Origin of the sequence: Bartonella clarridgeiae ATCC 51734 (genome assembly GCF_000518185.1) — a bacterium.
In the GTDB taxonomy this organism is placed as follows: Bacteria; Pseudomonadota; Alphaproteobacteria; order Rhizobiales; family Rhizobiaceae; genus Bartonella; species Bartonella clarridgeiae.
The window spans coordinates 89,471-109,254 of the sequence record NZ_KI912397.1 but is presented as its reverse complement, the minus strand read 5'-3'; the positions used below and the strand labels follow the sequence as shown (position 1 = coordinate 109,254).

Sequence of the window (19,784 nt, the reverse complement as noted above, 5' to 3'; positions counted from 1 at the left end):
AAGGGAGATATTTATGAAATTCAATTTTAGTGCTCTATTGTTGGCATCAACTTTATTGGTTAACATAAATATGGATGTGATAGCCAAAGAGAGCGTAAAGTCTGCACGAAGTGATTTAAATACTTTAGAGAAAGCTGTTGAAAAAACAATTCCTCTTTCTCATGTAATGGCAGTGATTGATGGAAAAAATATTACAGCGGGGCAATTAGATGAGCTAGCACTTGAAATAAATCCTAATTTAGTTCGTATTCCTGATGAACAACGTCGTGTAACAGTCTTAAAAGCTTATTTGAATATGCAAGCACTTGCTAAAGCTGCACTGAAGAAGGGGATGGATAAGACAGAAGCTTATGATAAGCGTATGGCAGTAATGCGCGATAATATTCTTCAGCAACTTTATTTTAAAGAGATGATTGTTGATAAGATTGCAGATGCTGATGTGAAAGCTCTTTATGATAAGGAAATTGCTGCTTTACCTAAAGAAGATGAGATTAAAGCGCGTCATATTTTAGTTAAGACAAAAGAAGAAGCAGAAGCAGTTATTAAGCGTTTGAATAAAGGTGAAAATTTTGAGGAGGTTGCAAAAAAGGATTCAACAGATGGTTCTTCTGCTGTTGGCGGAGATCTTGGGTATTTTAGTCGTGGTCAAATGGTTAAACCGTTTGAAGAGGCTGCGTTTAATTTGAAAGTAAATGAATATACTAAAAAACCTGTTGAAAGTCCATTTGGTTGGCATGTTATTAAGGTAGAAGATCGTCGTTTGAAACAACCTCCTGTCTTTGATGATGTTAAGGATGTATTGCGTACGCAGCTTATAAGAGAGCGATATCAAACGCTTATCCCTGATTTGCGGAGTGAGGTTAATGTACAATATCCTGATTCTAATTTTGCAAAACTCATGCAGTCACTTAGTGAAGATGAAGCACCATTTTTGGGTGAAACACCCAATTTAGAGGGAGGAGAATAATATTTCTTATGCTGGGTCTTTAATTAAAAGACTCAGCGGCTTTATTAAGTTGCATTTAATTAAATTTATGGAAAAGCATGTAATGGTTGTGAAGATGTCGCCTTTGTTACCTAAACAAATACAAGAGCTTCCATCATTGTCCGGTGTGCGGATAGCAACAGCCGAAGCTGGTATTAAATATAAAGACCGTACAGATCTTCTTTTTATTGTGTTTGATGAGCCAGCCAACGTAGCAGGTGTTTTTACACGTTCAAAATGTCGGTCTTCAGCTGTAGATCATTGTCGTGCATCGCTTCTTCATGGAGCTGCTAGAGGGCTTGTTGTTAATTCTGGAAATGCAAATGCTTTTACAGGATACAAAGGTAAGCAAACAACAAATGCAATAGTACATTCTGCATCCAATGTTTTAAAGGCACAAGAAAATGAAATTTTTATAGCTTCTACGGGTGTTATTGGTGAACCAATGGATGAGGCTTGTATTTTAAATCTTTTACCTGATATGGCTTTTAAAGCAGAGGAGGGACGGTGGTTAGAAGCTGCGAAAGCTATTATGACAACCGATACGTTTCCAAAACTTGCGACGCGTCAATTTGATTTTGGAGGAGAGCTTATTACTATTAATGGGATTGCTAAAGGCGCTGGTATGATTGCACCAGATATGGCAACGATGCTTTCTTTTGTGGTGAGTGATGCAGCGATTTCTTCAGATATACTCCAAATTATGTTATCAGAGGCCGTTCAGGAAACTTTCAATTCGATTACTGTTGATGGTGATACTTCGACATCTGATACATTAATGATCTTTGCAACAGGAAAAGCAAAGGGTTGTCTCCCTTATTTGACAAGTCAATCTGATTCCCGTTATTGGACATTTGCAAAGCACTTGCGTGAGCTTTTGCATGAACTTGCATTACAAATTGTTTGTGATGGTGAAGGAGCCCGCCATTTAATTGAGGTATCTGTGATTGGTGCTTCAACAAATAGTGCTGCTAAGACTATTGCTTTATCAATTGCGAATTCGCCACTTGTAAAAACAGCTATTGCGGGTGAAGATGCCAATTGGGGGAGAGTTGTTATGGCGGTTGGTAAGGCAGGTGTTGAAGCAGATCGCGATCGATTAAAAATTTGGTTTGGTGAACATCGTTTGGCTTTCAATGGTGAACGTGATCCTCATTATAATGAAGAAGCAGTGAATGCTTATATGAAAGGTCAACACATTACGATTTGTGTTGATATTGGTCTTGGAAGTGGGAAAGCAACGATTTGGTCTTGCGATTTAACGAAAGAATATGTTGTGATCAATGGTGATTATAGAAGTTAATTCATACAACACAAACTTGAATATTTGATATTTATACACTTTTAGAGAATATTAGATATTAGTTGTTTATTCTACGATAGGAATTTACAATATAAAGGCAATAGTCGTCTATTATCTCTTTTGGCCATTAGTATGCATATAAAAAAATCACTTCTTCTTGTTGTTGCATGTGCCTTATTAGATCATGATAATCGGATTTTGCTTACGCAACGGCCTCAGGGAAAATCATTAGCTGGTTTATGGGAATTTCCTGGTGGAAAGATTGAAAAGGGTGAAACGCCAGAGGCATCATTAATTCGTGAGTTATCAGAAGAGCTTGGTATTCATGTTCAGTCAGATGATTTATTGCCCTTAACGTTTGCAAGTCATAATTATGAAACTTTTCATCTGTTAATGCCATTATATACTTGTCGCCATTATAAGGGGATTCCAAAAGGACGAGAAGGACAAAATTTAGAATGGGTTTTCATTAGCAATCTTGATAAATATTCTATGCCTGATGCTGATAAGCCATTAGTTGAAGCGCTGAAAAATTTTCTGCTTTAATTGTTGATAGCGGAAAATATTTATAAACAATGGGGGACTCTTTTCGCTAATATTTTTTGATTAAGGGATCTTAGTGACTTTGCTTTTTAAGACAAGGTGTTTAGGATTATTATGAAAATTTTCTATATTCTTGAAGATAAATTGTTTGATTGTTGTTATCCACTTTAATTGTGTATTATTTTGCGTTGGAATAAGAGGGGGGTATGCGTAAATTTATTTTTGTGAAGAGATCTTATTTTAGAAGATAATTTTGAAATAAGTTTAAAATTATATTATTATTTGAATAATTATTAATAGATAAAAATTATTTTTTTAATATAAATTTAAAAGTAATAATTTTTTAAAATTATATTGTAGTAAATTTTATATTTTTTATTTTATGTATTAATTTTTATTTGTGAATTATTTTTTAAGTTAAAAAATAATAATACTAGGCATAAGTAATGACATTTAGTTTTTTTATTAATTTAAGTTTATTTATTATTTTTTTGTTATGTCTTTTTCATAGCAAAAAAATTAAAAAAGGCCCTACATTACAGGTTATAATAGGTCTTGTTACTGGTTTGATTTTTGGCAGTGTTTTGCAGATTATTTATAAGGAAGGCAATTCCATTCTATTAGAGTCTGTTGAATGGTTTAACATTGTTGGTAATGGATATATATCGTTGTTAAAAATGATTGTTATGCCATTGGTTTTTGTCTCTATCGTTTCAGCAGTAGCGCATTTGCATTCTGTTTATGCTGTTGGCAGAATTGGCATAATAACAATTTCAATACTCCTTTTGACGACATCTTTTTCCGCATTGATTGGTATCTTTGTGGTTAATTTCTTTGGTCTCACTGCAAATGGTTTGGTGCATGGAGGAGAAGATGTATCCGCTATTCTTGGAAGTCATACGTCTCAGCTTGGTGATATAAGTATACCAAAGATGATTTTATCATTTATTCCTCAAAATCTATTCGCTGAGTTAATAGGGACAAAGCCTACATCAATTATTAGCGTTGTTATTTTTTCAGCTTTTTTAGGAGCAGCGGTTATTCTTTTAAAAAAGGATGAACCAGATAAAGGAGAAAAGGCCCTTTTATTGATTCAGGTTATACAATCTTTAACTATGCGGTTAGTGCGTATTGTAATTTCTTTAACACCTTATGGTGTTTTTGCACTTATGACTAAAGTAGGAGCAACTTCAAACGTTACAGATATTTTAAAATTATTGGTTTTTATTGTCATTTCTTACGTTGGTATTATTCTTATGTTTGGAGTTCATAGTATATTACTTGGCATATCAGGTATTAATCCATTCTGCTTTTTCAAAAAAGTTTTTCCTGTTTTAACATTTGCTTTTAGCAGTCGTTCAAGTGCTGCTAGTATTCCTTTGAATATTGAGGCACAAACTCAATGGATTGGTGTACCTCAGTCAATTGCAAGTTTTGCAGCTTCCTTTGGTGCAACAATCGGACAAAACGGTTGTGCAGGTCTTTATCCAGCAATGCTTGCGACTATGATAGCTCCCTCTGTTGGTATTAATTCTCTTGATCCTATCTGGATGGTTACTCTTGTTGGTGTTGTAACATTAAGTTCTATTGGTGTTGCTGGTATTGGCGGAGGAGCTATTTTTGCTGCGTTGATTGTTTTGCCAATTATGGGGCTTCCTGTTACTTTGGTCGCTGTATTAATTTCTGTTGAACCTTTAATTGATATGGGGCGTACGGCTCTTAATGTAAATGGCTCAATGTTGGCTGGAACTATAACAAGCCAGATATTGTGTACAACAGATAAGAGTATTTTTGAGAAATGATTTTCATATTGAGACTATTGCTTTTTAGTGTTTATTTCGATTGTTTTTTCAGTGTAGTCTTTAGAAATTTTATCTCTTTTATACAATACAACACTTGTATCCACGAGATGTAACGTCTTACAAACTTGCGCATTGTCTACAAATGCTGTAAACCTGAGTTTTATTATAGTCTTAGCACTGCCAAATTTCGGTATTGTTGAAAATTGTCTCATCTTTAGAAGTTCTAATTCTATCATAAATCTGATAATCGCATTTATCTAGTTTTCAAATTCAATAAAACTTATTGAAGGTGCTTTCTTTAGTCTTTGGGAGTTCTAATATAATAAAGTTTATAATTGTCAGCTATTATATCTTCTTTTGTAACTTTATATTTGGATAACAATTTTTATGCATAATATGTATTCTTAGTTTGTATATTTTAAACTGATGCTCAAGGCACTAAATGTTAATAATCTATAAAACTAAGGAAATATTGCTATTTTTTCTTTTTGCAGTAATTACAAAACTATAGCAGAGCTACTTATCTTAGATAGCTATTTTAAAGTGTTATTTCCTGTTTTGATAAAAATTTACTGCGATTATAAATTCTAACATTAAGTAAAAAATATTGTTTAATACGATTTTATATCCAGTTTATAAATTCGGATTTCATTTCCAAACATTCATAGAGCTAACGTGCATCAAAAAATTTCTTTAAAAAGCGTTGTTGAATTTACAGCTTTTAATATTGCTTTCTGAATTAAGAGTTTCTTGATTGCTCAAAAGAGAAATTTTTAGTATTAGGTTCTTGTGTCTATTTATTATAAATAAAGCTTTATTATAAGCTAAGCTAAGCTAATGCTCTGCGACTATTTAAATTAGTAATTTCTAATCGTAAAGCAAGATTAATGTTAATTACTATCTTATAATTTAAAAATTGTAATAAAATAATTAATATTCAAACGATCGGTTGGTTCGTTTATTGGTTTCAAAGCTCATTAAAAAATTCTTCTCTTAAGATGTTACTATGGTAAGCAAGATTTTACATCATGATAGTCAATTATAACCTTGATAGTCAATAAACTTACCATTTATGCTCAATAGCTTCTTGAAAAAATCCTAATCAAAAACATATCAATTGAAATATGTTTTTACTTTTTTTAGAGACTCTTTAACAAGAGATTCTTTAATTAAACTATTTGCTTGCTCAGCGTCTAATTCTTTTGTAATAAGAGTATTTGCAGCAGAAACTGCTAAATCAATAGCAGATGAAGCAACCATTCGAACTGCATTAGCTTCTGCTTGAGCAATTTTCTGTTCCGCTAATTTATTGCGACTCTTGATATATTCGTCTGTTTTTACGCGAGTTTCAATAAGAACGGCTTCAATTTCACGTTGAGCCTCAGCAATAATCTCTTGCGTTTCTTTTTCTATTTCCAGATGTTTACGCTGATATTCAGCAAGTATTTCCTGCGCCTCTTCACGAAGACGAAGAGCTTCATCAAGTTCATCCTTAATACGTTTTGCACGTGCATCAAGCTTACGTGTCAGCATAGCTGGAACTTCAAAATAGATTAAAAGAGCTAAAAAAAGAACTAATCCAATAAAAGCCCAAAATGTATCAGTCATTTTTATAATCCTTAATGACTTACAGCTTTAACAGCTGAGCTAACAGATTTTCTACTAACATTAATATCAATTAATTTCTTAACGATTTCAAAAGTAATTTCTTCTGCGATTAAACCAACATTCTGCATTGCTTTATTTTGAATTTCTTTAATTTTATCTTCAGATTTTTTTAGCTTTTTCTCTAAATCTTCTTCAATTTTCTTGCGTTGAAGATCAGCCCTTATTTTGATTTCATTACTCTCTGTCTGTATTATAGTCTTTGCTTCTAAACGAGCCTTTGCTAATTTTTGCTTATAAACTTCGACTACATTATCTGCTTCCTGTTTCAGGCGCATTGCCTGATCTAAATCAGATACAATTCGATCCCGACGTGTTTCAATAACACCACCGATACGTGGTACAATTACACGAGAAATGAAGAGATAGAACAATCCAAAAGAAATTGCCAACCAAAGAAAATGTGAACCAAAATACATAAAATCGAAAGGTGGAAAAACACGATTTGCATGCTCTACACTACTATTAAACTTTACTCCATCACCGTGACATCTAGGCATTTCAGTATCTTCATGATCAAAGTCTGATCCATCATCAAAATGCTCTGGCATTTTAGTATCTTTTGCATCATCGCTGGAAATCAACATTTTATTTTTCCTTCGAAAGAATCACTTTGATTTTGTTAATTAAAAGCCTTTGATAAGTATAACTCGCTTTTATGAAGAGTTAAAAGATTATGTCTATTCTCAATCAACTTATAAAATAGACATGCTCTTTTAAAGGTAATTTAGACTGCAAAAAGGAGTAAAAGGGCAATAAGCAATGAAAAAATACCTAAAGCTTCTGTTACGGCAAAACCAAATACTAAACGACCAAATTGACTGTCTGCTGCTGATGGATTTCGTAAAGCACCAGAAAGATAGCTTCCAAAAATATTTCCAAGACCTAATGCGGTTCCTGCCATACCAAAACAAGCAAGACCAGCACCAATATATTTTGCTGCAAGTACTAGTTCCATATTATTCTCCTTTGATGTGAAATTGCATAATTTGACGGAAATCCGCCGGTTTTATTAATGTCCTGGATGGACTGCATCATTGATATACATACAAGTTAAAACTGTAAAAACATAAGCTTGAAGAAAAGCAACTAAAAATTCAAGAGCAGTAATTGCTACAGTCATAGCAAGTGATAAAATCGCACCGCCCAAACCTATGATTCCAATCCCAACCATTGAAACAATGAAGCCAGAAAATACCTTAAGTGTGATATGACCTGCAAGCATATTAGCAAACAGACGAAATGAAAGACTAATAGGACGAGACAAAAAAGAGATAACCTCAATTATCGTAACCAAAGGTAGAACGATAACAGGAACACCACTAGGAACAAAGAGCTTTAAAAAATTTAGCCTATGTTTATAAAAACCATACCCAATTACCGTCAAAATTACCAACATCGCTAATGAAAAAGTAATCACAATCTGTGAAGTAATTGTATAAAAATAAGGGAATAAACCAATAAAGTTGGCAACAAGAACAAAAACGAATAACGAAAAAACTAAAGGAAAAAATTGCATTCCCTGCGCACCAGATGATTCTCGCAAAGTTGATGCTACAAATTCGTAAACCATTTCGGAAACAGATTGCATCCGTGTTGGAACTAACCGACGACTTGATGATGAAATAAAAAGAAACAATGAAGAGATAACAACTGTCAAAACGATAAAAAACGATACATTTGTAAACGACAAATCAATATTTCCAATAGAAATATTAATCAATCGTGAAACCTCAAATTGATGGATAGGATCTGGAGCGTGGGATGTCACTTTTAAACCTTTCTATTATCTTCTTTATTTTGTTGCAGAGCACTACGTTGTTCTAATCGGCTGGGAGCAATATATTTTATAGATCGAAGAATACTTAATATACCCGCAACAAATCCAAGGAAAAGAAAAAATACTAATCCCCATGGTAATGAACCTATTAATTTGTCAAACCCAAATCCTAAAACAGCTCCCACAATAATATTTGCCAGAAATTCACTCGACAACTTAACGGCATATGCCACTTTTTTCTGTTGCTCTTCTCCTCCAACTTTAGGCTGTTCTTTCTTTAACACTTTTTTACTGATTAAAGCTAACCCTAAATTTCGACTACGACATTCTAAATCTTCTGAGTGAAGAGAAGAGACTCGTTTGTGTTTTTGTCTTTCAACACCCCTTTGCGGCATATTGGGTTTATCACCCTTCGCCATAATTGGCTCCTTAATCAAAAACAAAATTACAATACATTCTATCAGGCTTTGTGTAGCATATTGCTGTCAGATTTATTCGTCAAGTCCTCAAAAGAATTCTAACACAAAGATTTTTGTAGATAAATAAAAACACCTAAAATTTATTTTATTGCGAGAAAATATAATAAAAGAGGCATTAAATCTTAAATTTTAGCAGATTTGCAAATATTTGTTTTTTATTGACAATAAGTAATCAAATGTCGATTTTTAATTTTATAAAATTTAACAGTTACTCAATATCTAAAAGAAAATTACTTCTTTTTTTTGCGTCCTGCAAAAGGATTATCAGATGTCCGCAAAGATAGGCGAATTGGCACACCTTGCATATCAAATTTATCTCGCAGTCGATTAGAAAGATAACGCAAATATGATTGAGGCATTTCTTCCGATCGTGAACAAGAAATCACAAATTCAGGAGGACGTGTTTTAACTTGTGTTATGTATTTAATTTTAAGTCGACGTCCAGAAACAGCTGGTGGTGGATAATTGACAATCATCATTTCAAGCCAGCGGTTAAGTTTTCCTGTAGAAATACGACGGTTCCATACACGATGCATCATCGTAATGTTTTCCATTAATTTATCAATCCCTTGACCATATTGACCTGATAAAGGGACAGCTCTCAAGCCATGTACTTGAGGAAGAAGGCGAGTACATTTTTCATATAAAGTATTTAATGCTTCATGACGATTTTCAATAAGATCCCATTTGTTGAAAGCAATGATGGGAACACGCCCTTCACGAATCACAAGATCAGAAATTTGTAAATCTTGCTTTTCAAAAGATGCAGTTGCATCAAAAACAATTACAACGACTTCAGCGAAACGGATTGCACGTAAAGAATCTATAACAGAAAGTTTTTCTAACTTTTCTTGAACTTTTGATTTGCGACGTAAACCTGCAGTATCAAAAAGTTTAATACGACGATTATTCCATTCCCAATCTACAGAAATAGAATCGCGCGTAATACCAGCTTCAGGTCCTGTAAGTAAACGATTTTGCCCTAACATGCTATTGATAAGTGTTGATTTCCCAGTATTTGGACGACCAACAATTGCTATTCGAATGGTTTTTTTTTCATCATAAACAGGATCTTCTTCTGCTGTATTATCAACATTATCGCTAAAAGATGAAACCTGTGCAGCAGTAATATAAGCATTTTCTTTTTTTTTCTTCGGATCAAAAACTTTATCTGCACCAATAGCATCTAAAATAGCATCACGAAGGTCTGAGAGACCTTGACCATGTTCAGCAGATATTGAGCAAGGTTTACCCAACCTCAATGACCATGCATCATATTCTCCCGCTATCGCTGCTTTTGATTCAGATTTATTGGAAACGAGCACAATTGGTTTTCCTGATTTGCGAATGAGTGAAGCAAAATCTAAATCACTGGACGTTATTCCACTCTTAGCATCAAGCACAAATAAAATGAGATCTGCTTCATCAATGGCAATCTTTGTCTGAGAACGCATACGGCCTTCAAGTGTATGGTTATCTGCTTCTTCCAAGCCAGCTGTATCAATGACATCAAAATGCAGATCTTGAAGCTTAGCTGAGTGTATACGTCGATCACGGGTTACACCCGGTTGATTATCAACTAAAGCTAGCTTTTGCCCAACCAAACGATTAAATAGTGTCGATTTTCCAACATTAGGCCGGCCAACTATAGCAATGGTAAGGCTCATCAATTTATTCCTTATTTACCTTTCCACTTGCTTGAATAAGCTCAAGCATAATTTTTGCTCGATCTGTTATTTTAAATCCTATAGCGCCCTCTTCAACAATTTTCTGGAAATAATAAACTGCATTTTCCATTTTATTAGCTTTATAAGCGGCTAGACCTAAGGCTTCTCTTGCAGACATGCGCATAGGATCAATATCATTTGCCATATCTTTAACACGCTGTATCACATCATCGAATGTTCCTATATCAACTAAAATATAAGCTGCTCGAATTTTTGCAACTTTCCGCAAAATTTGCGGTGCTCTTTCATTAGCTACAATCACATCAAACATTTTTACTGATTTAACAGCATCACCTCGTTCCATCCACAAAGAAGCTTCACGTAAACCAGCAAGAAAAGGATATCCACCAAAATCAGATTTTTTAACACTTTCTAATTGCTTAATTGCTTCATCAAAATGATGTGCATCGGCTAAATCGAGGCTTTTTATAAACTTATCACCAACATTACTGGCTTTATTCATCTGTTGATGATGATAAATTTGATAGAAAGCTATCATCAAAACAAAAACAATAATTGCACCAATAATCAAAAAACCATAACGTTTCCAAAAAGCGTAGAATTTTTCTTGACGGAGTTCTTCATTAACTTCATAAATAAAATTATCATGTGTCATAATATTCTACCTTGAAAAAAATATTCTGCAATTTTACATAAAATGAGTAAAATCAATAACCTTAATCAACAAAAAATTCTATAATTTCAGTTGATGAAATTAGAATTAATGTTCATTTTCATCAATTAGATTTTTTTAATCATTGTACCACTTAAAATCTCTGTAAAATCTGTCAATTGATTTATGGTTTTGATATGCTTTACCTTTATAAAAGCGTGAAAAACTATTTTCAATGACTTCATTCATTGATACTCAACTGATTACTCATTTAAATATAATACAGGTTATTCAATTCTTAGTTATTTTTTGTAATAGCTTTGTAACGATAATGCATGAATAACAGTTACAGTGCAAGATAATCCTGTTGTCAACTGTTTTTACTGCTTATGAAAATTTTATACGAATGATTTTGTAGATAACAAATAAGTGCCAAAATATAGCATGTAGAAAAAAATAATCATCTTCTGATTATTTAGTTTTACATAGATCTATATAATTTTTCAATAATATTATTGAATTTCGCTTTGTTTTTATCTACACAATCTTTTCTACAAAGCATATCTGAATTAAGAGTATTCTATTGCAGTGGCCAAATCCACATTAACATGGGAACGGCAACGATTGCTATTAATATAGCTAATGGAATACCAAAACGTGGATAATCACTAAAACGGTAACCACCTGGACCCATTACTAACATATTGCATTGATGTCCAATAGGTGTAAGAAAATCACATCCAGCACCTATCGCAACAGCCATTAGAAAAGCTTCAGGTTTATAATGAAGAGAATGAGCAAAACTTGATGCGATTGGTGCTATCACCATTACTGTTGCAGCATTATTCAAAAATGGTGTCACCAACATTGCTGTAATTAAAATGAGTGCCAACGCTCCAGATGGTGGTAAAAATACAGCCAATTGACTTAACCAATTACCGATTAAATTTGTGCATCCTGTTTTCTCTAATGCTTCACTCACTGGAATGAGAGCTGCTAATAATACCAATATTTGACCATCTAGAGTTTGATATAAATTACGTGCCGGAAGAACCCGAAAAATAACCATTGCGGCAGCGGCTGCAAAGAAAGATAATGCAACTGGAATAATTTGGAAAGCTGTCAAAGCAATTGCTATAAATAAAATAGACAAAGCCGCAAGACTATGTCGTAAATTACCAAACATAATATTACGTTTTGCTAATGGCAGACATTTTAATTCCCGTAATAAATTTGGAATAACTATATCTTGCCCTCGTAAAACAATCACATCTCCAAGACGGAAAATGATATCACTAAGCCTTCCCCGAACCCTTTCATGTTGACGGCTTAATGCAAGAAAACTCACGTCATAACGTTCAAAAAGTGAAAAATTTTTAGCACTAATGCCAATAAGAGGTGAGTCATGTGCGATAACTGCTTCAATAATATCAAGATCACTGTCTTTATCGTTTGTAGGTATGGAACGGCCGGTAAAAAATTCCAAACGAGAAGAATTAATGACAATATCTAATCCCTTATGCGATCCTTCCAATAAGACAATATCTCCCTCAGAAAAAACAAAATCCGGCAATGGAGAAATAAACACTTGATTTCTAATTACCTGAATAACCATAACTTCACCACTTGATGGTTTAACAAGATCAATAATGGTTTTACCAATAATCGGAGAACAAGCTGGAATATGTACTTCTGAAACATAATTATGAATATCAATAGCATCATCAAATGATACATCTGGATGTGCACGGATAGGTAAACGCCAAGAAAAAAACACCAAATATAATACCCCAGAGACAGCAACTGCTATGCCAACTGGCATAAAATCAAACATAGTAAAGGGAGCTCCTGTCAAACGCTCCTGCATAGCTGAAATAACAATATTAGGAGATGTACCTATCTGTGTCATAAGACCACCCAATAAAGCACCAAATGCCATTGGCATTAAAAATACTGATGGTGTAACCTGAGAACGTCGAGCAAATTGAAAAGCTATCGGTAGCATGATAGCCAAAGCACCAATGTTTTTCACAAATGTTGACAAGAGTACTACAGAAAGAACTAAAAAAGCTAGCTGAAGCCGTACCGATTTCACATCAGGCCATATATGTTGAATAATCAATTCCATCACACCAGAGCGTGATACAGCGGCACTAACTACAAATACGCTACCGACAATAATGACGATATCATTACTAAAACCGCTAAATGCCTCCTTTGGACTAACAAGGCCTAATATGCAAGCAATCAGTAATGTACAAACAGCAACAATATCATAACGAAATCGGTCCCAAATAAAAACAATCATCATAAGACAAATCATAGAAAAAGCCATTATTTGATCTTCTGTCATGACATCCATTTCTCCTTGTTAACTTAAAATGATTGCAAAGCACATATTGTTTTTAACTGTTCCTATTACTAGAAACAAGATCAAACCAAACATGGCTGTAATTGAATCGGTGATTAAAAATGATGATATTTAGCATATACTTTCTTGTTCATTATCATAGTTTTTGCAAAAAATGAAACTAAAGAAAATTGGTGATAGTTAATAAAAGTTTATTGAAAAAAAGATGATAATAACTCTACATGTAAAAGGAATAAAAATCGATAGTTGTTTAATAGATAATCTGAATTGTAGAGGAATTTATCTATATTTTTGCATTATGGATTATAAAATCGAAAGAAAAAATGATGGCCAATTTTAATAGTCAGTATCAAAACACCCAAAAGAATTGGTTAATATATATCATTGGATTTATCGCTATTTTTTCTATCATATTCGTTGGGGGATTTTATATAGCAAAACCCTATCTTGACAACTTTATAAAAAAAGAAATGGCTCGCCACTTTATTAATGTTGAGACATCGGAAGTTAGTATTATAGGAAAAGTTAACTTAACTAATATTATTCTCCCAACCCCTACAGGTATATTACTTAAAATTGGTGCTATTTCAGCTCGTCCTCCTATTAGCTTCATTCCAGGAATTTTCACACTTTATGATATTGATTTAAAATACGATAATATTCATTTACAAATACCCAAAATGTCTATCAATAATGTATTTTTAAAGGGAAAGGATATCACAATTAAATCTCGTATTTTGCAGTCACTTATGCGTCTTCATATCGCATCAATTTTTGCACCAGACATGTTTCTTTTCATAAACAGTGGAAATAAATCAGCTGAAAAGATCAATATAAAGAACTTTCAGATTGCTGATTTTAAAAATGGCCGCATTCGTTCTATTGGTATCGACAGTATAATAACGAACATAGATCTTGTATCAACAGCTGCAAATGATACTCAACAAATACGTTTGATAGCTCAAAGTGATGAAATGAAAGCTTATAATATCAATGTTAATTATGCCCATTCTATCATTTTTGGTACAAGTAAAACAAAGAAAAGCAAGACCGTTATTGGTTCTATTGTGCTGGATAATATAATGATTAATATCCTTCGAGGAAGCAAAAAAAATACCTCTTTCTCTCTTGGCAAGTTTAAAACATCTTGTCTGAAAATGAAACCGATGGCTCATTCTCTTGAGCAACTTATCAAGGCCTATATTAATGCAAGAAAGACAAATAATCACGAAGATGTAAAAGCAGTACGAAAAGCTGCTCTATTAAATAGTTTTTCAGCTATAACCTCTATTGATGTTACCATTAATAAAGCAGCAATTGATATGCCACAGCTTAAAACAAAACTTAAATCATTTGAATTGAGACCAAGTCAATGGCAGCAATCCATACCTCAAAAACTTTTAATTTCTCTCGATGGCCTTTCGATTTTATCTAAAAAAATGGAAAAAAAAGACTTAGATTTTCTTAAAAAAATGAATTTTGAAGATTTTAATCTTTCAGGAAAAATTGATGTTTCATACAATGAAGAAAAACGTGAGCTTTTGCTAAACACGATATCTTTTAATATGAAGGATATCGGTTCTGGAAGTATATCAGCAAAAATAGTGAATATTGATAAAGCATTCTTTTCAGGTCAAAAAGATACAATGATTATTGCTTCTCAAGATTTTAGTATACCTGAAATTGATATGTATTATAAAGATGCTGGTTTCATTGATAAATTTTTCTCTTATCTTGCACAAAATTTCGGTGATCATGATCACAATCTCAAAGAAGAGCTTTATGATTATTTTTATCTAATTATAACCAAAAGTTTGAAAATGTTATTAAAAGATCACGATGAAGCTGAAAATATTTCAAAATCTTTTGGAGACTTTGCTAAAAATCCACAAACATTAAAAGTTAAAATGAGAGCAAAAGATAATAAAGGTCCTACAGCTGTCGATCTTAAAAATATTTTGCAAAATGATTTATCAAATATTTTAAATAAAATGAGTTTAACTATCAAAAATGAAGCATCTTTTTAAAAAAACGTAATTGGTTTTAAATCATTTAGTTATAAATTAAAAGCTATCGTTCCTCTTTTCATCTTTATATGATACTATGAGAAGTATCACGAAAATAATCTATAAACAAAAATATATATTAACAAAATTGTTGATATTTGGAGTTGTTTTATGGCTAATTTATCATCAAACCGCTTACCCAATCGTGCTTCTGTTGTAACCAATCGAGCGCTTTCTGCTATTGAAGGTTTTCTCCATATAGAAGCTCTAAGTGGTATTATTCTGTTAATTGCAGCAGCTGCAGCTCTCATTTGTGCCAATTCTAAATATACTTCTCTTTATGAAGCACTTTGGCATACATCTCTTGGTTTCAATTTTGGGCATTTTAATCTTTCATGGGATCTACACTTTTGGGTTAATGATGTTCTTATGACTGTATTTTTTCTCGTAGCAGGTATGGAAATTCGGCGAGAAATTCATGAAGGAGCTCTTGCAAACTTCAAACAAGCAGTTTTACCAATTGTTGCGGCAATAGGAGGAGTTTGTCTCCCTGCTATTATTTATCTTAGCTTCAATTTAAATGGTGGACATACGTATGGTTGGGCGGTACCAACTGCTACTGATATTGCTTTTGCTTTAGGGATTCTTGCTCTTCTTGGAAAAGCAATTCCCTCCAATCTTCATATCATTCTTTTATCATTAGCCATTATTGATGATATCATTGCTGTTTTAATCATTGCCTTTTTCTATTCAACCAACCTGGATCCTAGTGGTTTAGCTATTACGTTAGCAGGTATTGTATTGGTTTTATTTTTTCAATGGATTGGATTTGCATCGGCATGGCTTTATATCGTGCCAGGTGCAATTATTTGGTGGGGTTTAATGGTAACAGGGGTGCATCCATCACTTTCTGGTGTAATTTTAGGCATGATGACTCCGGTTTTTCCTACCCGTCATCTTGTAGCTCCACTCACAATGCTCAGTAATGCGGTAAAATCTCTTCAAGAAAAAAATACTGTTAATGATTTACACCATATCTCAATAACATTAAAAAAAGTACGTAAAGGACAACGTGATATAATTGCGCCTGTGATTCGTGTTCAAAAAGCGCTACATCCATGGGTGGCGTATGGTATAATGCCAGTTTTTGCTTTTGCAAATGCGGGTGTTAGTTTTGCAAATTTCGATCTTTCTTCCGGTAAATCATTTATAATTGTTCTCGGTATTATTATTGGTTTACTTGTTGGTAAACCACTTGGTATTATTGCTGCTAGCTATCTTGCTGTAAAATCAGGCCTTTGCCGTCTTCCACCTGACATGACATGGGGAGGAATCTTACTGATTGGATTTTTAGCAGGTATTGGCTTTACAATGTCTATCTTCGTTTCAATGCTTGCTTTTAAAGATATGGTTCAGCTTGATTCTGCAAAAATTGGTGTGCTTTGTGGGTCTGGTTTATCTGCTTTTATTGGCCTTGGATATGGTCTCTTTTATATCAAAAAAAGTAAAAAAGCATATGATAAAGCCCAATAAAGAAAATGATGATGAAATCTTAGCCAAATCCTTAAAAAGGGATTTGCTTTATTTAGATTAATATAATTTTCTCATAATCGTAAAAAATATAATAATTAGTTCTCATAATTGAGAGAAAAATTGCATTATATGGAATAAATAATTCAGTTTACAGATTGCATAAACTTTTAAAAATTACCAAGCATGTAGGACATAACAAGAATAAAATTCAGTCCCTAAATTTTGCTTTATTTGGTAAATAATTCGATTAAATTATATTGCAAAATTCGAGCTATATATTTTATGATGTAGAAAAGTGGAGATGTGATAGTTTTATGCTTTTTTGCGGAGTTAAAAACTTTAGTTTTGCTCGTTTTCTTTACTTTTTTCTTATTGAGAACAAGCCTTGTTGTGAGTTGAAATATTAAGTTTGGTTATTCAAATCTTAAAACATTGTTCTAACTGTAAATTCAGTATAAACGCTAATTTAGCCTAACATCTTTGAGAAATATAATAAACAAAAATGATATTATTATTTCAAATCGTATTTAGAGTTAGTATTTCATATTATATCAAGAATAGAGAATAAATTTTTCAAATTTAAGTCTAGCGTTTTTTACTAATTTTTTAAATGAGTGAATATATTGTCCCGTATATCCGCGAATCATTCAGAGGAGAATAATACGTATAATTAAACAGAGAATGCATATTTTTCTCTTTTTTTTATCAAAGACTTATTTTTTATAGTTCACGACTACTCTGCATGTGTAAGTATACTTTGTTGTTATGGAGATTTTTAAGAGAAAAAAATGCTTATTCTTTATCAAGGCTATAAACACCGTGTAGCGTTCTAACTGCAAGTTCAGTATAAGCGCTATCAATCAGAACTGAAATCTTGATCTCTGAAGTAGTGATTGCTTGAATATTAATACCTTTTTCAGCTAAAGCCTTAAATGCTGTAGCCGCAACACCTGCATGGCTGCGCATTCCGATCCCAATAATAGAAATTTTTGCAAGATCACTTTCAGATTGGATAACATCAAATCCAATTTTTTTACGATTTTTTTCAAGAAGTATAACTGCCCTTTCTACATCTGCTGACGGTACTGTAAAAGTCATATCAGTTTTCGAACCATCTTCAGAAATATTTTGCACAATCATATCAACATTAATATGCTCTTCGGCTAAAGGACAAAAAATTGCTGCAGAGATACCTGGACGATCTGCAAGTCGGCGTAACGAAATTTGCGCTTCATCTTTAGCAAAGGCAATACCAGTAACAGTTTGTTGTTCCACAATTTCATCCTCACTACAAATAAGTGTTCCAAGGGGGGTAATTGGATTGTTCATGCCAACAGCATTGGGATTCTCAAAACTTGAGCGCACAAAAATACGAACTTTATGCACCATAGCCAGTTCAACAGAGCGAACCTGCAAAACTTTTGCTCCAAGAGAAGCCATTTCAAGCATTTCTTCAAAAGCTACTTTTGGTAAACAGCGTGCTTTGGGTTCAACACGAGGATCGGTTGTATAGACACCATCTACATCTGTATAAATATCACAACGATCAGCTTTTAAAGCTGCTGCCATTGCAACGGCACTTGTATCTGATCCACCACGCCCTAACGTAGAAATCCGATTATCTGGAGCTAAACCCTGAAAACCAGCTATAATTGCCACTTGCCCTTCCTGAAAACGCTTTATCAAAGCAGATCCATCAATATCTGTAATTCGCGCACTACCATGGGCATTATTAGTATGAATAGGAATTTGCCAACCAAGCCATGAACGTGCATTTATTCCCATTGACTGAAGTGTAATAGCTAATAAACCAGCTGTTATCTGTTCACCAGAAGCAACAACGACATCATATTCATAAGCATCATTCAATGGTGCAGCATCACGTGTCCATTGCACAAGCTTATTGGTGGTACCAGCCATTGCTGATACCACCACTGCAACCTCATTGCCTGCATCTACTTCTCTTTTAACATGCTGTGCAACATTATGAATACATTCAATATTTGCTACAGATGTTCCACCAAATTTCATGACAATACGCATTATTTATGACACTCTTATGATTTTTATTTTAAGTAACAATGAGAATAAGGTTTTGTGCTAGCTGCATCAATTTTCCATTTTGACATAACCAATATCTATCATTTTCACAAGTCTGATATGTTTATGTTAATTTGTTCTTGACTTTAGAAAGAATTCACATGACTTGATATGCCAAAAAAAGGAGAGCGATATGATAAATGAGACGCTTACAACAATTGATCAGAGTGAAATTGATCATTTTTCGCGTATTGCTGCTGAGTGGTGGGATCCACAAGGAAAATTTCGACCACTTCACAATTTCAATCCAATACGTCTTGCATATATCAAAGAAAAAATCTGTTTGGCATTTGATCGTAATCCTATTTCACTTATGCCCTTTGAGGGTTTGAAAATTCTTGATATCGGCTGTGGAGGTGGTTTGTTATGCGAGCCAATGGCACGCCTTGGAGCTACTGTCATAGGAGCTGATGCTGCGCAAACAAATATTGAAATCGCAAAAATTCACGCAATTCAAAGCGGTCTTTTGATTGATTATCGCACCACTACTGCAGAAGACCTTGCAAATGCAGGTGAAAAATTTGATGTAATCCTTAATATGGAGGTTGTTGAGCATGTTATGAACGTTGATCTTTTTATAGAGGCTACGGCTAAAATGCTTAAGCCACAGGGACTCATGTTTGTTGCAACACTAAATCGCACATGGAAAGCATGGGTGCTCGCCATTGTAAGCGCTGAATATATTTTACAATGGCTTCCCAAAGGGACACATGACTATAAAAAATTTTTAAAACCTCAAGAACTTAAAAAATTATTGTACAAAAATTCTTTAGCTATCGTTGATGAAATTGGTATTACTTATAATCCATTAACTGACAGCTGGAACCGCTCATGCGATATGGATGTTAATTATATACTTCTTGCAAAATTGCCTTAA

The 19,784-nt window shown here is 33.4% G+C and carries 16 protein-coding genes; 7 read left to right on the top strand and 9 right to left on the bottom strand.

All coding sequences use genetic code 11. The annotated features are described in order from the left end of the window. Positions 1-13 precede the first annotated feature (13 nt). From T420_RS0105950 to T420_RS0105935, 4 genes are all read left to right on the top strand, one after another. The gene (locus T420_RS0105950) at positions 14-967 is read left to right on the top strand and encodes a peptidylprolyl isomerase (protein ID WP_013545376.1); all 954 of its coding nucleotides are present in this window, start codon (positions 14-16) and stop codon (positions 965-967) included. Between the two features lie 82 nt (positions 968-1,049). Then, positions 1,050-2,288: a bifunctional glutamate N-acetyltransferase/amino-acid acetyltransferase ArgJ gene (gene argJ / locus T420_RS0105945; protein ID WP_026501225.1), complete on the top strand. Its 1,239-nt coding sequence runs from the start codon at positions 1,050-1,052 to the stop codon at positions 2,286-2,288. Between the two features lie 132 nt (positions 2,289-2,420). Next, positions 2,421-2,834: an 8-oxo-dGTP diphosphatase MutT gene (mutT, locus tag T420_RS0105940; protein WP_013545374.1), complete on the top strand. Its 414-nt coding sequence runs from the start codon at positions 2,421-2,423 to the stop codon at positions 2,832-2,834. Between the two features lie 443 nt (positions 2,835-3,277). Next, positions 3,278-4,633, top strand: a complete 1,356-nt coding sequence (locus T420_RS0105935; protein WP_026501224.1) for an L-cystine transporter — start codon at positions 3,278-3,280, stop codon at positions 4,631-4,633. Between the two features lie 1,113 nt (positions 4,634-5,746). On the opposite strand, the gene T420_RS0105925 is transcribed toward T420_RS0105935, so the two are convergent. The 8 genes from T420_RS0105925 to T420_RS0105890 form a co-directional block, all read right to left on the bottom strand. Continuing rightward, complete coding sequence (locus T420_RS0105925; protein ID WP_013545372.1) at positions 5,747-6,241, bottom strand: F0F1 ATP synthase subunit B; 495 nt, start codon at positions 6,239-6,241, stop codon at positions 5,747-5,749. Between the two features lie 11 nt (positions 6,242-6,252). Then, positions 6,253-6,798, bottom strand: coding sequence for a F0F1 ATP synthase subunit B (locus T420_RS0105920; protein ID WP_049785207.1), 546 nt, complete (start codon positions 6,796-6,798; stop codon positions 6,253-6,255). Positions 6,799-7,025: 227 nt separating this feature from the next. Beyond that, a complete protein-coding gene (locus T420_RS0105915) occupies positions 7,026-7,256 on the bottom strand; it encodes a F0F1 ATP synthase subunit C (protein ID WP_006589457.1) in 231 nt (76 codons plus the stop codon). A gap of 54 nt (positions 7,257-7,310) precedes the next feature. Continuing rightward, a complete protein-coding gene (locus tag T420_RS0105910; protein WP_013545370.1) occupies positions 7,311-8,069 on the bottom strand; it encodes a F0F1 ATP synthase subunit A in 759 nt (252 codons plus the stop codon). A 2-nt stretch (positions 8,070-8,071) separates the two neighbouring features. Next, positions 8,072-8,497 carry an AtpZ/AtpI family protein gene (locus T420_RS0105905; RefSeq protein WP_013545369.1) on the bottom strand — a complete coding sequence of 142 codons (426 nt, stop codon included), beginning with the start codon at positions 8,495-8,497 and terminating at the stop codon, positions 8,072-8,074. A 290-nt stretch (positions 8,498-8,787) separates the two neighbouring features. Then, on the bottom strand, positions 8,788-10,224 hold the full coding sequence (gene der / locus T420_RS0105900) for a ribosome biogenesis GTPase Der (protein ID WP_013545368.1): 1,437 nt from the start codon (positions 10,222-10,224) through the stop codon (positions 8,788-8,790). A 4-nt stretch (positions 10,225-10,228) separates the two neighbouring features. Next, positions 10,229-10,900: a DUF2659 family protein gene (locus T420_RS0105895; protein ID WP_013545367.1), complete on the bottom strand. Its 672-nt coding sequence runs from the start codon at positions 10,898-10,900 to the stop codon at positions 10,229-10,231. Positions 10,901-11,477: 577 nt separating this feature from the next. Then, positions 11,478-13,250, bottom strand: coding sequence for an SLC13 family permease (locus T420_RS0105890; protein WP_013545366.1), 1,773 nt, complete (start codon positions 13,248-13,250; stop codon positions 11,478-11,480). Between the two features lie 344 nt (positions 13,251-13,594). Between T420_RS0105890 and T420_RS0105885 the strand changes: the two genes are divergently transcribed. Further along, complete coding sequence (locus T420_RS0105885; RefSeq protein ID WP_013545365.1) at positions 13,595-15,295, top strand: hypothetical protein; 1,701 nt, start codon at positions 13,595-13,597, stop codon at positions 15,293-15,295. 150 nt (positions 15,296-15,445) lie between these two features. Then, the gene (nhaA, locus tag T420_RS0105880; protein WP_013545364.1) at positions 15,446-16,807 is read left to right on the top strand and encodes a Na+/H+ antiporter NhaA; all 1,362 of its coding nucleotides are present in this window, start codon (positions 15,446-15,448) and stop codon (positions 16,805-16,807) included. 792 nt (positions 16,808-17,599) lie between these two features. Here the strand turns inward: nhaA and T420_RS0105875 are convergent. Next, the gene (locus T420_RS0105875) at positions 17,600-18,853 is read right to left on the bottom strand and encodes an aspartate kinase (RefSeq protein ID WP_026501222.1); all 1,254 of its coding nucleotides are present in this window, start codon (positions 18,851-18,853) and stop codon (positions 17,600-17,602) included. A 187-nt stretch (positions 18,854-19,040) separates the two neighbouring features. Between T420_RS0105875 and ubiG the strand changes: the two genes are divergently transcribed. Next, positions 19,041-19,784: a bifunctional 2-polyprenyl-6-hydroxyphenol methylase/3-demethylubiquinol 3-O-methyltransferase UbiG gene (gene ubiG, locus T420_RS0105870; RefSeq protein ID WP_013545362.1), complete on the top strand. Its 744-nt coding sequence runs from the start codon at positions 19,041-19,043 to the stop codon at positions 19,782-19,784.